The organism is Blastocatellia bacterium, assembly GCA_035573895.1.
Classification (GTDB): domain Bacteria; phylum Acidobacteriota; class Blastocatellia; order HR10; family HR10; genus DATLZR01.
The window spans coordinates 1-14,516 of the sequence record DATLZR010000043.1 but is presented as its reverse complement, the minus strand read 5'-3'; the positions used below and the strand labels follow the sequence as shown (position 1 = coordinate 14,516).

Annotated in this window: 14 protein-coding genes; all 14 read right to left on the bottom strand. The window is 57.6% G+C overall.

Annotation, left to right across the window (positions count from 1 at the left end):
- Positions 1-844 (bottom strand): cation-transporting P-type ATPase (locus VNM72_04950; GenBank protein ID HXF04747.1); only part of this gene is annotated, 844 nt, incomplete at its 3' end.
- A gap of 137 nt (positions 845-981) precedes the next feature.
- Entirely contained in the window at positions 982-1,212 is a 231-nt protein-coding gene (locus VNM72_04945) for an SHOCT domain-containing protein (GenBank protein HXF04746.1), read from the bottom strand.
- A 30-nt stretch (positions 1,213-1,242) separates the two neighbouring features.
- Positions 1,243-2,142, bottom strand: coding sequence for a hypothetical protein (locus VNM72_04940; protein ID HXF04745.1), 900 nt, complete (start codon positions 2,140-2,142; stop codon positions 1,243-1,245).
- Between the two features lie 66 nt (positions 2,143-2,208).
- A complete protein-coding gene (locus tag VNM72_04935; GenBank protein ID HXF04744.1) occupies positions 2,209-2,619 on the bottom strand; it encodes a hypothetical protein in 411 nt (136 codons plus the stop codon).
- A gap of 126 nt (positions 2,620-2,745) precedes the next feature.
- Positions 2,746-5,892: a CusA/CzcA family heavy metal efflux RND transporter gene (locus tag VNM72_04930; GenBank protein ID HXF04743.1), complete on the bottom strand. Its 3,147-nt coding sequence runs from the start codon at positions 5,890-5,892 to the stop codon at positions 2,746-2,748.
- A gap of 27 nt (positions 5,893-5,919) precedes the next feature.
- Positions 5,920-7,167: an efflux RND transporter periplasmic adaptor subunit gene (locus VNM72_04925; protein ID HXF04742.1), complete on the bottom strand. Its 1,248-nt coding sequence runs from the start codon at positions 7,165-7,167 to the stop codon at positions 5,920-5,922.
- Between the two features lie 68 nt (positions 7,168-7,235).
- On the bottom strand, positions 7,236-8,495 hold the full coding sequence (locus tag VNM72_04920) for a TolC family protein (protein ID HXF04741.1): 1,260 nt from the start codon (positions 8,493-8,495) through the stop codon (positions 7,236-7,238).
- A 636-nt stretch (positions 8,496-9,131) separates the two neighbouring features.
- The gene (locus VNM72_04915) at positions 9,132-9,368 is read right to left on the bottom strand and encodes an SHOCT domain-containing protein (protein HXF04740.1); all 237 of its coding nucleotides are present in this window, start codon (positions 9,366-9,368) and stop codon (positions 9,132-9,134) included.
- Between the two features lie 895 nt (positions 9,369-10,263).
- Complete coding sequence (locus tag VNM72_04910) at positions 10,264-10,830, bottom strand: hypothetical protein (GenBank protein HXF04739.1); 567 nt, start codon at positions 10,828-10,830, stop codon at positions 10,264-10,266.
- Between the two features lie 127 nt (positions 10,831-10,957).
- Entirely contained in the window at positions 10,958-11,443 is a 486-nt protein-coding gene (locus VNM72_04905; GenBank protein ID HXF04738.1) for a thermonuclease family protein, read from the bottom strand.
- Between the two features lie 181 nt (positions 11,444-11,624).
- Entirely contained in the window at positions 11,625-11,936 is a 312-nt protein-coding gene (locus tag VNM72_04900) for a helix-hairpin-helix domain-containing protein (GenBank protein ID HXF04737.1), read from the bottom strand.
- Positions 11,937-11,981: 45 nt separating this feature from the next.
- Positions 11,982-12,290, bottom strand: coding sequence for a PilZ domain-containing protein (locus VNM72_04895; GenBank protein ID HXF04736.1), 309 nt, complete (start codon positions 12,288-12,290; stop codon positions 11,982-11,984).
- A 38-nt stretch (positions 12,291-12,328) separates the two neighbouring features.
- Positions 12,329-12,670 (bottom strand): response regulator, encoded by a 342-nt coding sequence (locus VNM72_04890; GenBank protein HXF04735.1) that lies wholly within the window; start codon positions 12,668-12,670, stop codon positions 12,329-12,331.
- Positions 12,671-12,948: 278 nt separating this feature from the next.
- The coding region (locus VNM72_04885) for a hypothetical protein (protein ID HXF04734.1) at positions 12,949-14,516 on the bottom strand (1,568 nt) is incomplete at its 5' end.

The following is a 14,516-nucleotide window of genomic DNA, read 5'->3' as shown; positions in this document are numbered from 1 at the left end:
GCATCGCCCAGTCGGCTACTGGCAATCCCAGGAGTCCTGGCACAAGAAGAAACCCCAGGGACGCGAGCAGGACCAGCGGGCTGTATCGGCGACCGAACCGCTCGATCCATTGCTGGGCCGCGCCTTTTCGTTCCTGCGCTTCTTCAACCAGATGAATGATCTTCGCCAGAGTATTGTCCTGAAACGAGGCCGTCGCTTCGACTTCTAGGAGGCCGTGACGGTTGAGCGAGCCAGCGAAGACCCTCATCCCTGGCCCCTTGTCCACGGGAATGGATTCTCCCGTAATCGGAGATTCATCGAGGCTCGAGCTTCCTGATTGGATGATCCCGTCGGTGGGAAGCGTCTCCCCAGGGCGAATCAGGAAATGATCGCCCACCTGGAGGCGTTCAGCTGGTATGGTCAGTTCCTCTCCATTCCGCAGGACGTGAGCTTCCTTGGGCGCGAGATCGAGCAAGGCCCGGATCGCGGACCGCGTCCTGGCATACGTGTACTCCTCCAAGCCTTCGGCGGACCCGTAGAGAAAGACGAGAAAGGCCGCTTCATCCCAGAGGCCTAAGATGCCGGATCCCACCGTCGCCGCGAGCATCAACAAGTCGATCCCGACGACCCGTTCGCGAACCAGTGCCTCCACAGCCTCGCGACCCCAGTGATACCCGCCCAAGGGGATCGCCAGGAGGTAAAACACGCCTTCGGCTTGCGAGGAGATCAGCCCCAGATGGGCGAGGACGAATCCGGCACCAGCCAGCGCGCCGGCCATGAGCGCGTTGCGAAGCACGGGGTAGCGCCACCAAGGCCCATCAAAGCCGTCTCGGTGATCCCTTCCTTCCGGCGACACGGATCTCATCCTGCTCTCACACATGTTGTCCCCTCATTGATCGCCCAGACGACCGGTCAAGCTCCAGGGGTTCTTCCTGTCGAGACTCGCTAGACCACAGCAATCCGGGCGCCTTCCAACGATCCGATCTGCGCGATCCGACGTCTCTACAGAAGATCCTTCCGCTTCTCGTCGAACTCTTCCTTGCTGATCTCCCCACGGGCGTAGCGCTTTTTCAATATCTCCAAGGCCGATTCCGGCTCGCGAGAGGCTGACCCTAGTCCCCTTTCCAACCAGGACTTGACCCACAACATCACCGCGATCGCCCCCGCCGACAAGAACAGAACCATCGCAGCATAACCGACCCAGCCCCAAAGCCCCATCATTGGTTCGTGCATGGCGGTCTCCTTTAGCTTTCCACTACCTGCTCATCGCTGTGTGTCTCCGGATTCCGGTTCTGGCCCACATGGCTTCAGTCTGAGCGACTGGCCCGCTGCATCCGCAATGTCTCGAATGGCGCGCTCCAGATTGACCCCAAGCTGGACCTCTTTCCGCCGTCGCTCTTCAGGAGGAAACACGGCGAGCGTCTTCCCGGGAATCAGGACCATGACGGTCTGTGTCTTCCAAAGCGGTCCGCCACAGGGCCCTGTCTGCACGGCCTCGACTTGGACCCGAACGGGCCGAAGTCCCCAGCCGAAGGCATACGCCCCGCCCCACCAAAAGGGCAGATCCGTGGACAGATCGAGCGCCATGAAGCCGCCCACGACGGCCGGGTTCCAGCCTGAGGCGAACCCGACGATCATGAGATGAGCAGTGGCCGTCATCGCCCAACCTCCCACCCAGTACTGCCAGCGCACGGCGCCGTAATCCGGAATGCGTCCCGTAACAACGAGGTTGGCCCCGCTCTCGTCGGCAAGGGCACGGAGTTGCGCGTCGCTGAGCCGTTCCCGCCGAACGCCGAGATTGCCGACCAGACGCCTGGTCTCGCCGAATGGCACGACCCGGAATCCCGGTTGCGCGGCCAACTGGTCCGTCAACAGGCGCTGCGCTCTGAGTTCGACCTCCTCGATGAGCTGCGCCCGGATGACCGGTTCGAGTTCTTCCGGCGGTGTTTCCTCGAACGTGTGCATCTGCGTGCTCTTGGTGATCGGTGCGTCCAGCGTCACCTGCGCCACCACGATCTTCAGCGGAGGGTCCGGCGGCGGCAGGGTTCGCGCCCACCACCCAGCACATCCTCCGGTCAGACAGGAAAGAAGCAAGGTGAGCGCAGCCAGCAGGCATGGCGTTCCGCGCACGCTATTAGTGCCTTCGGAGGCCACGCCCCTCATCGCTCACTAACGGCTGTCATCGCTTCTTCCCCTTGCACCGCCCATCCCCGTGAAGACACCATGGGCCTACGGCCCACAGCGCTGAAAGATCTCTTCACAATGCTCATGCGTGGCCGTTGATTCCGGCGTCATGTGGTACTGCACCTCTGTGACCCGATCATTCTGCAGCGTCACGATGGCGGTGCATCCATGCCGCGCCCCTTCGGGGCGGCTGCTTTTGGAGCCGGGAGATGAGCCTTCCAAGAGTCCGCTTTCCCTGTGATAGGTCAGGATTCTCACCCCGTCATGTGACGACGCGGTCCGGGGCGGCCCGGCGCAGGCCACGAGTTGCTGCTCGGATTTGCCGATCACCCTCTGCTCGGCACTGAACGGTTGCGGGGTGATCATCTCCATGCAGCCAGTGAACCCCAGCAGAGGGACAATGCCGAGCATGCCGGCAAGGACCAGTCTCGGCAGAGCAGCGCTGTTGGGCTTCATGTGGCCATCTCCAGGCAGACAGCGATAAGATGAAGACCTCTGAGACCGTCGAGTAGAATCACGTCGGCTTTAGTCATGAAGACCCGCGAGCTCCTTCCTGGTTTTTAGCGGTTCCCCAACCCGATCCTATGCTTTTTGTATGGATGCCTCGGGGACTTCCTCCCCCTTCTTCTTTCGCTGAAGCCAGGCTTCTTGGAAGCGCTCTTCACAGACATACAGCGTTGGCAGCACCAGAAGGGTCAGGGCGGTAGACGTCACCAGTCCACCGATGACGACGGTCGCGAGTGGCCGCTGTACCTCCGCACCTGCCGAAGTGGACAGGGCCATAGGAACAAACCCGAGGCTGGCCACCAACGCGGTCATGAGCACGGGGCGCAGCCGGATCAAGGCACCCTGAGTGGCTGCCTCTTCTCGCGAGAGCCCCTTCTTTTGCAGATCGAGAACGTAGGACATCAGAACGACCCCATTCAGTACGGCGACCCCGAAGAGCGCGATAAAGCCGACCCCGGCTGAAATGGAAAACGGCATGCCGCGAACGGCTAAGGCAAAGATTCCGCCCGTGGCTGCCAAGGGCACGTTCAGAAAAATCAGGATGGCCGGGCGGGCCGCATTAAAGGTGGAATAGAGGAGCACGAAGATCAGAAACAACGCGATCGGCACAACAATTGAGAGTCGGGTGGACGCCTCCTGTAATTGCTCAAACTGTCCACCCCACTCGATCCAATAGCCTTTTGGTAAGGGGACCTGGGCCGCGACCGCGCGCTGGGCGTCGGCCACGAAGCTCGCCAAATCCCGACCTCGGACATTGGTCTCGACAGCGAGGCGCCGATGAATGTTTTCCCGGCTGATCTGCGCCAAACCCGTCTCGATTCGAATGTCGGCCAGTTGATTGAGGGGGATTTGCCGGCCGGCGGAATCGGCGACCCGGATTTCCTTGATCCGGTCAAAGTTGGTCCGGTCTTCGGGCCTGAAGCGCACTTGAATGAAAAAGCGTTGGTTGCCTTTGACGACTTGCCCGGCGACCCGTCCCCCCACGGCTTCAACCGTCTCCAAAACGTCCGTTGCATTGATGCCATAGCGAGCGATGGCCTGGCGGTTCACGATCACCCGAAGATACGGCATGCCGGCGACTTGCTCTGCCTTGGTGTCTGCGGCTCCTGGAACTCGGGAGACGACTTGCGCGACCTGATCGCCCAGCCGTTTGAGCACGTCCATATCCTCGCCGAAAATCGTGATGGCGATGTCGGAGCGTACTCCCGCAATCATTTCCTGCACCCGCAACTCAATGGGCTGCGAATAACTGAAGACGGTGCCGGGCACTGCCGCCCTTAACGCTCGGTCGAAGGCCTCAATCAGGTCGTCTTTCGTGTGCGCCGTCTTCCATTCCGACCTGGGCTTCAAGATGATATAGATGTCGCTGACTTCCACGCCGACATAGTCCGTGGCAATCTCCGGGCGGCCGGTTCGAGGGACGATCGTGGCGACTTCAGGAAATTGGCGCAACACCTGCCCGATCCTCGTCGTACTCTTCACGGATTCCTCTAAGGACACGCTGGGGTACCGCCACGCTTGGACGGCGACCGCCCCTTCGTCCAATTTGGGGATAAACTCGCCGCCCAAGAAGGCTGCCACAGCTAAGCTGACGGCAAAGAGAACGGCGGCGACCGCTCCTGTGATGATCGGGTGCCGGAACGTTCGCAGTAGCACCGGGTGGTAGATCCTTTTGGCCCAGCGAATAAGGCGCGTTTCCTCTGCGCTGACGCCATGGCCTAGGAAGATGCTGGCGAAGACGGGGGCGACCGTGAACGCGAGAATCAGGGCGGCGACGAGAGCAAAGATGACGGTCAACGCCATCGGGCGAAACATTTTCCCCTCGACGCCTTGCAGGGTCAGAATCGGGAGATAGACGATAATGATAATGCCGACGGCAAAGAAAATTGGACGGAGCACTTCACGGCCGGATTGCAGGATGAGTGGCCGAAACTCCTCGGGGGTCGGCCGGCGTCCCACGTCCTTTCGGCGCTCCGCCAGATGTCGCATGATATTTTCAACCATGACGACGGCGCCATCGACGATGAGGCCGAAATCGATGGCCCCGAGGCTCATGAGGTTGCCGGAAATGCCGGCGGCCAGCATGCCGGTGAGCGCGACCAACATCGAGAGCGGGATCACGGACGCCACGATGAGCCCGGCGCGAAGATTGCCGAGCAGAAGAAACAGCACGGCGATGACGAGCAACGCGCCCTCGCTCAAATTGGTGATCACGGTCTTGATCGTGTCGCGCACCAGGTCGCTTCGGTCATAGTACGGATCCACCGTCACGCCCGGCGGCAGGGACGGCCGGATCTCCTCGAGCTTCGCCTTGATCCGGTTCACCACAACGCGCGAATTTTCCCCGATGAGCATTAATACAACCCCGGTCACGACTTCGCCGCGCTCGTCACGCGTGACCGCTCCCTGACGCACCATCGGCTCAAAGCGGGTCTCGGCAATGTTGCGAATATAGATCGGGGTTCCGTCGTGCCCCGTGCTCACCACAATGTTGTTCAGGTCCTCCAGGGTCTGCACCAATCCCTCGCCACGGACGAGGTACTGCTCTTGCGCGTGCACGATGTACCCGCCGCCTGTATTGCTGTTATTGCGTTCGAGGGCCTGAAACACGCGGCCAATCGGAATGTTGTAAGCGACCAGTTTCGCGGGATCGAGCACCACTTCGTACGTTTGCAGCTCTCCCCCATAGCTGTTGACCTCAACCACGCCAGGGACTGAACGCAACTTGAAGGCGATGTCCCAATCCAAGATGGTGCGCAGCTGCATGAGGGAGTAGCCCTGGCCCCTCACCTCGAACTGGAAGATCTCGCCTAAGCCGGTTGAAATGGGTCCCATCTCCGGATGGCCGAATCCCGGAGGAATCGCTTGCTGGGCCCGCGGCAGCCGCTCCATCACCAGTCGGCGGCAGAAATAGATGTCCATGCCTTCCTCAAAGTACACGGTCACGGCGGAGAGCCCAAAACGGGACACCGAGCGGATCAATTTAATGCCCGGCAAACCGGACATGGCGGTTTCGACTGGAAAGGTGATGAATTTCTCGACCTCCACGGGACCCAAGCCAGGCGAGTTGGTGAGAATCTGCACTTGGTTCGGCGTCACGTCCGGCACAGCATCGATCGGCAACCTTTGCATCGCATAGACGCCGGCAGCGATGATCACCCCGGCAAAGACCACCACCAGAAATCGGTTCCGCAACGAAAATTCAAAGAGCGCGTTCAGCATGCCCAGCTCCTCTGACGACGATCAGTCCTAGCCTCCCGCAATCCGCTCCTTCAAGAGAATCGATTTGAGATAGAACGACCCTTGAGTCACCACCCGCTCGCCTTCGGCCAACCCGGAACGCACTTCAACGTCCGTACCGGACCGTCTCCCGATCACGAGTTCCCGCACGCTGTAAGTTCCCGGGCGCTCCTCAACAAACGCCACGGGCTTTTCATCGACCTGTTGAATGGCATCCTGCGGGACGGTGACGACTTTCTGGCCGTCATCGATGTTGGGAAGCGTGAGAATGGCTCGGGCAAACATGCCAGGGCGGAGCCGTAAGCCAGGATTTGGGATCTCGACACGAGCGTCAACGGTGCGAGTTTCAGGTTTCAGGACATAACTCAGATAGACAATCTTGCCGCGAAAGGTCTCTCGCGGATACGCGTCGACCTTGATCTCAACCTCATTGCCGACCGTGACAGCCGCGAGATGCTGTTCATAGATATCGAGGAGGATCCAGACGGTGGACAGGTCCGCAATGGTGAAGGCATTATCCTTCGGCGTGATCAATTCCCCGCGCGTAAAGGGCCGCTCGATCACTGTCCCGGCTTGAGGTGCCAGGAGCGGGAAGGAGGATAGTGGCTTACCCTTCTCACTCCAGTTGATCTTTTTAATTTCCTCCTCGGAGAGCCCAATGAGACGAAGCGCTTCATAGGCGGCACGATAGGCCGCCAGACTCTTTTCGTAGGCACCCTTGACCGCCAAGTACTCCTTCTCAGAAGAGATCCGTTGTTCAAATAAGCCTTTTTCTCGCTCGAAATTGCGCCGGTCCACGTCGCGATTGGTCATCGCTTGGAGAAATGCTGCCTTCTTCTGTCCTAACTCGATACTGTCGAGCAGCGCCAAGGGTTGCCCCGGCTTGACCTGATCGCCCAGTTGCACCTGGATGTCGAGTGCTCGGCCTTCAATACGCGGGCTGACATGAACCAGCCGATATTCATCCGGTTTAATCGTCGCAGTGGCTTGAAGTTCATCACGGAAGGCTCGGCGTTCAACTAGAGCCGTCTGGAACGTCTTTCCCTCAAGCGCTTGGGATGGGACCGTGAGTTGAGGTCGTTGCTCGCTTTCTTCAACTCCACGTCTGGGCGTTCCCGGTTCCGGGGTCTGCGTATTGGGCTGAGTCGATTCTTCTTTGCCAGCCGCCGAGGATTGCGGCTCGACCGGGCGCTCTTTGCAACTGGCTAGAGATAGAATCAGCAGACAAAGAGCGACGAAGCACAGATTCCTGCCCATAACAAACTCTTCTCGTCGAAAGCCAGGATGAGCCCAAAGAGGGGGATGGCCCACATATTTGAGCCGACTCATTGAGGTTCTCCAGTCCACCGTTCCAGGCGTGCCAGCGCGATTGAGAGGTCCGCCCGTGCCTGGGCATATTCCAAGAGGACCTGTCGGTACACGCGTTGGGCATCAATCACTTCCAGGATGCTGGCGGCCCCTTGCGCGAAGCTAAGCCGAGCGATCCTCAGCGCCTCTTCCGCTTGTTTCAGCAGTCCCTTTTCAAAGACCTGGATCTGTTGACCGGCCGTACGGACCTCCTGTCCATGTTGAGTAATGGCGTTCACCAACTCATTCTGCGCCGACCGCCGTTCCGCTTCGGCGCGCTCCCGTGCTCCCAAAGCGGCTTCGATTTCCCCCTGTCGCCGGTACCAGAGGGGAAGGGGGATACGCAATCCCATCAAGAAATCTTCATTCCCGGCTTCGCGGTTGTACGTCCCCGAGACGGCGATGTAGGGAATCCTTGACTCTCGTTCCTGCACAATGGTGTGCTCAGCCTGCTCCCTGCGCTTTTCTGGCAGGAGAACCCGTGGGTGCGATTCCAATGCGGGTGCCATCAGCTGATCCAGATTCAGCTCCTCTCGCCATGACCGAAAATCACCAGAGACGGAAAAGACCTTGCCGAGCGCACCGGCGGTCAGCGTGTCCAGCCGTACGCGGGCGACAGCCATCATGTTTTCGGCGCGACTCAGTTCTTTCTCGGCCTTCTGAAGCTCAACATTCGCCTTGACGGCTTCAAAGGGCCGTGCTTGGCCGGCATCCACCCGGGCTTTGATCATCTGGAATATTTCACGCGTGATTGAGAGATTCTGCGTCGATAGCTCCAGATCCCGCTGCGCAAGCAAGAGCTGATAGAACGCGACCTTGGCGTCCGACTGGACCTTGAGCCGTGTGTCCTGGAGTTCTGCTTGAGCCCCGGCTAGTTGCGCCTCAGCTGCATTCATCCGAGCACGGCGTTTAGCCGGCAGCTCCAAGGGCTGTTCGATCGTTACACGACGCTCAAGAATTACGACTCCAGTCCTCGGATCTGTAATCGCGCCGCTTCCTGCTGTACCGTAAATCGACGGGTTCAGATACGCGCCGGCCGCGACTCGTTCTCCACGGCGCTGATTGACCCCGCCTCCCGCCGCAGCGACAGCTGGATTTCGCTCCAACGCCAGGGTAACGATATCATCGAGTCCATACAAACCAGGACCCGGTGCACCGGCGCGCGGGACTTCCGCCACGACAATCAGAGGGTCCATCAATGCGCTCAGCAACACAGTGAGAAAGAAAAGATGTCGCATTGCCCACCTCCACAATCCCCAGACACGTGACACGGGACGTGCAAACGCGTCTTCGGCTTAAGCATGTTCAGATTCGATTCGATCTAGAACAGACTTTTGAGGCTCAGGCCAGAACTGGTGGGCGGAACAAAGAATGAATGAACGTCCCAACGAAACGCGTAGGAGTCTCCAAAAGCGCCCAGGTGAAGGGAGACACAAAAGACGAGGGGGACACACTTACCGTCTGAAACGTGAAATGGCATGGACACCAGTTATCTGTCACGCTCCCATCGAGAGACGGAAACAGATCCAAGGCTTCGACGACACTTGCGGTAGATCCGATTTGCCACTCACCAAGACAGGGGAAACCGGTCAACTGGACCCCAAGGAGGAGAACGAGCCCGATGACTAAGACATTTGCGCTTTGCCCTTTCAACACCGCCTATGTCTCCTACTGCAGACCAAAACTAATATAGCATAGCCCCTTCGAGAAAGCTGCACGGCTTGCTCGACTATTACTATTACTGTTCTATCGTCAGGAACTCGGCGGTTCTCTCTCATCCCCCAACTCGGCCCAGACCGCCGTCACACAAATAGACCCCAACGCCATCAGTGCTCCTTCTCTCTGTCTTCGTTCCACAGCTGGGCAGGCGCTTGTTATGCGAGCAAGTCCCGCTTTCGCTCCTCAAACTCCTCCTTGTTGATCTCCCCGCGGGCATACCGTTTCTTGAGAATTTCCAATGCGGAGTCTTCACGATAGCCGAAGCCCTGTCCCATCAGCCATCGGGCGATGAAGAAGCCGCCAACAATCAGCACGCCCCAGAAGAGCACCATGCTCACAAGGCCGAAGCCCATCATGGGCATCCAACCACAATCGGTGAACCGGTCCATCATGTCGAAACCTCCCCGCAATAGATAAAGACTCGCGTTTCGAGCTGGTCGAGCCGTTTATCCAACTCAGCCACCGGGGATTTGTTCCGTATTCTCCGCGTGGCGTTGAGCGCACTTGCTCAACCTAGCTGCCCGTCAGATGTTGCTCCCTCAGAGCAACTGGCTTCATATCCTAACCATTGACGCGGTCCGTAGTGTGAGAGAAACCCTCATAAGCCGCCTCTCGCTTTTCCCCTTCACCCGCAAAACTCCACAATCGTCAATAGAATCGCGGCGCTCCATGCGGTTCCCCGTTTTCCGACATCCGATCTGTTCCCGCCGAAACCGACCAGTTCCGGCCTCTTGGTGAACATCTGGTGAACATCAGAATGGGGTAATACAGAACTTAGAGGGAATCCCTACCCAACGGAGGGAATCCCTAGCCCCAACCCCAATCATCATTCCTCTCTTGGCATTTCGACTATTTCCCTAATCGTCTAAGTCGCCTTTTTAGCTCATTGTGAGCGTGATTTACTGGCCGGTAGAATTGCATGATGACGTAACCCCAATCCTTCTTATAACCAGGAGGAACAGGCTTATTCTGCACGATTCTCAGGGCAATGCTCCTCGCCAAACCCTCAATTTTATCAATGTCCTTTTTCCGCCTCCGTGGGCCTATGACATTCAGGCGTTTAGCAAGCTGCCGTGGAGTTTGACTTTTCCGCATCTGTTCTCCTCCTGGCGGGCGATTCAATTCGAAAGGAGCACTCTGTCGAGTGCGTGGAAAATATCCATTACAACTCTAAATGAGTTAAGGGGCACATCGCTGACCGAAGTTCCCTCGGTCATGAGCTCGCCCGAATACCGGTGAACAAACTCGATGGAGTCCGCAGATGTCGTGATGATATCTGAAGCCAGGTTAAGGCATCTTCTGCGACGATGGATTGCGTACAACCCAGGCCAGCGCGCAGACGAGATTTTCCATCACGGATAGAGCTTCGGTAAAAGAGATCCCAGGATCTTCTAGTATTTCCAAGCTTCGGTGTTTCAGCATGTTATCGGCATTCCTTCCTCGTTCAGACCAAATAGTGAGCAATTCGGAAGGAAAACTCTTCCGGGTGGCTACTTCCCTGACTTCTCCGATGGCAGCAGTTGGCCCAAGATTGCCGACGCACCGAAGGATGTGTTCAAAAGCCAGATCCAGGCGGACTATGGCATCATTAAAATAGAAGGCGGCTAGCCACTCACCTTGCTCCGGCGGTTGGTCTTCCACCAACATCCTGAGAACCAGGCCCTTGGCTTCTTCCATGCGTCGCCATTCCCTACCCGGTTCCTGCGATTGCCATGGATATCCTAATTGCTCCGCTCGCGCGAGTGAATAGACCGCTCCGAGGGCGAAGTTGTAGAGGCTCGACTGCCGTGGATCAGAGCGCGACACCTCCAGACCTTTCATCTGACTCAGAGCTTTTTTAATTCTGTCATTCATGCGATTCTCACCACCTGAGAGTCTACTGCTCGCAGCCGCATATCATTAGGTGTGGTACAGCATGCCAAAGTTCTGGACAGGTGGATCGTCCACAAGATACAAGACCTCAGTCTTCATAAGGCGCTCCTCAACGGTTCGCCCGTTGATGGCTGCGCCACTCCCACGGCGGAATCGGGTCAGGATCGACCCAAAGGCCTCGCTTGGCTAGGCGCGCTTCGTCCTCGAGATCGCCAAGTGTGAAGTCTTTCGAGTACTTCCGGTACCACCAGGCAAAACCTGCTTTCACGAGTTCCCGATTGAGGTTTCGCCCATCGCCAAAGATGACCTCCCCAATTGTTCTCCCGTACCTGTCGAAACCGAGAACCTGAATAGTGACTTCCTTGCCGAAGACCATAGTGGAGGTAAACTGTTTAGCTTTCTTTCCGAAAGGCTGGCCTTTCTCGGGACAATCGATCCCGTTCAACCGAATGCGTTTGGAGTGACCATCGTGCAGCACCTCAATCGTGTCACCATCCAACACACCAACCACTCTGCCGGCCAGGTCCTCGCCGAGTGCCAGAGTGGCCTGTAAAAGGATGCACCCGACAAGAACTTGACACATGCGCGGCTTCATTCTCTTCGATTGACCTCTCAAGTTCCTTGCGCACCCCGCTCCCACTCCCGAACCCACATTTTGATCGTTTCATACTTGGCGGTTGTGCTGCGCTTCATCTCACGAACGGACTTCCCATTCTTCCAAAGACGAAAGCATTCCTCCTTGGACTTGTCGCCTTGCGGCATGTCTCCTCCACGACTTACTTCTGCTTGGCAATGACCTGGTCTTTGATCTTGTCGTATGTGGCCTGCGGAATGATCTTCTTCTGGACTAGCTCGTCCTTCCGCTTGTAAGGACGCCCCTTGATGATCTTCTCGGAGTAAGCCTCGCCAATGCCCGGCAAGGCCTTGAGCTGGTCAGGTGTTGCGGTGTTGAGATCGAGAGGTTCTGCTTTCTCGGCAGCGGAGACGGCTGAGGAATCCGTCGGTATCTGGGGTAACAGGGGAAGGGCAAGAAGCATAACAGCGAGTAGCCCTACACCAAGTGTCCAGCGGAACATCCAAGACCTCATAATGACCTCCTTGTTAGTGCATCATGCCCTTGAGAAATCTCTTTCCTATCCCCGCTGCCAGAGGTGCTCATCCAACTCCTCCCGTGACTCGTCATCAATCACCAGCGTTTCGACGCCATACTCCTCACCCCGAACCCAGCGCACGACGCCAGCGGCCACGTAGATCGTCTGGTCAATCGACAGGGTCACTGTGAGCGAACACACTTCTCCGATCCGTAAGGGCAGATTGCCAGAGAATCGCCAGCCAGTGAGGGATAGATTCCACACGGTGCCATGACCTTCAAACAAACCTGTCTGGTAGGTCACTGGATAATAGACGGGAAAGCGGCGATACGGACGGATGGTGAAGGGCATGGGAGCCTCGTAGTACTGCTGTCACCCTCAATGGTTGTTTACTGACCGATTGCTTTCTGGAGAATGTGCAATAGCTCGTCTCGCTCGTATGGCAGGAGTAACACAGCAAAGGCCCCTCGTTGCAGTGCGCTCGGTGACGGACCGCTAACGGTCAAGAGGATCACGGGAAGTGTCGCTTGAGAGGAGTGGATTGGCTCCAAGAGCGATAGTGCGTCCTGATCAGGTAAATGTTCGCTCAGGAGCACGGCGTTGAAGACCCGCTCATGAATCCGTTGCAGGCAGGTCTTTCCGTCTTGTGCGACCTCCACATGATAGCCATTGGTCGTCAACCCATCGGTCAAGCCCAAGCACATATCCGGATCGGGGTTCACGATGAGCACAGACGGGTGAGATAGATCATTCGATGGTCGCGTGAAGTGCCGCATGAGAGCCTCGAAGGACCGCCAATTCTACGAGCTGCATTCAGGATACGCAATATAACTGAGGTAGGGGTCAGGTAGGGGTCAGTGAGGAAGGTCCTGAGCGGTTACAGGTGGCATCAGAACTCTAAGAAGAGTCAATGGGGATCCGATGACATCCGTCTACGCCGAGTGTGGCTGATGGATTTGCGAGGCAAACATGCGAAACACCCCGTGCAAAGATAAGTGGGGCCAGCACATCAAATGAAGAACTTGAAGTTGTGGCGGCGAACAGGCACCGTCGGGTTGGTGATAAGGATTTCCCCAACCGCATCGGAAAACCCGACAGTTACAGGTTGGCTTTCGCCAAGACGGCAAGCGTTATAGTTGAGTTTCGTCAGCGCGAAGATGTCCGCCGCTACTTGGTCAATGCTAGCGTCTCCATGCTGCAGGTCGACATTCAAGGGCACAGGGGTCTCCCAACCATCGTAGGTTCCAAGACGCGGTTTGAACCCTGATCCAAAGAGGAAGCCAGTCCGTCTGCTGACTCGCCAGAACGTACCTCGCTGGATTGCCATCCTTCCGTCTCGGAAGAGCCGTGGGCCGAATCTGTCTGGGCGGACCCGAACACCGACCAGCTTGCACCCAGGCGGACATACCTCTTGGTAACCGCCAAACTCTTCATCGCTAATGGTCGAGCGCGAATGGAGAAAGACTTCGGTGATACACGGATCTTGGGGAGTCTTGACACGGTTGTAGGTTTCCAGCACACCGCTGAGAAGCTTACGTGCTCCGTTTTTATCGAGGTGAAAATCGTTCTTCTCGGGAGAGTACCAGGGGCCGAAGTCGCCTAGAAACACAATCCCATCGCCCGAGTCGAGAAACATTTGGGCCGCACAGCAAGCGGTCTTGCCCCCCTCGGGCGCACGGCGAAATGCGATTCCGATGTAGCAGACACCTGGTCTGGCGGCAGTCAACTTCCACGGCTTTCCGCCGCATTTGTAATATAGCGCTGTGGCGAGGTTCCACATCCGGTCAGACAGTGGAGTAAGGCCTCGTTCTCCACGCTTCACCTCATCTGACAGGCGAAGCGTCGATTCTCGGATGATCTGCACGGGAATGTCATACTCCATTGTCCTGGCCTTGAACTGCCGTCTGAAATCAGGCGACAGGTAATACTGGTTCGGGTCCACTGCCGGCCGAAAGAAGTCGGACTGCCCAGCCTTCCGGGCCTCCTTTTCACCCCGTGAGATTCTCTCGTCGACGGGGTCCAGGACGCGCGATTCCGGCCGACAGTTCTGCCACACTTCGTCAGGTACGATACAGACAGCGACGGCCGGCACTCGATCCAGTGTTCTGGCCTTTGGGAAGTGATCCAACAGATGCTCTACGACTGCGTAACAGCGTTCATGTTGATCAGCTTTGCGGGAAGCGTGGAGCAAGCTTGAGCGGTCGATGGTGTACCGCCTCTGCGCCCTGTCGGGCCAGGGTTGCCCGAACGCGACCTCAAAACCGGGATAGGGCGGCCAGAGGCGGTGTTTGTCTCGATCAGGGTGAAACGCAGGACGGTTCAATGCCGCTGCCCAACGATCCCACAGCTCCAGCCCCCTTTCGGTGCCGAGAACGATGTACGCTGGAGATGCGATACCCGAGAAGGCTCCGAAAAGTGCGAGTCCGTCGTGTGGGTCTATTGCCCGCTGTCCACCACCAAACTCCAGGACCGGTTCGTCGAGGATCGTCACACGATCAGTTGCGTTTTTCGGCTCAAATCGGACAGCATTTCGGTCGATTTCGGACAGGGTTTCGGCGCATTCCGGACACCGTTTCG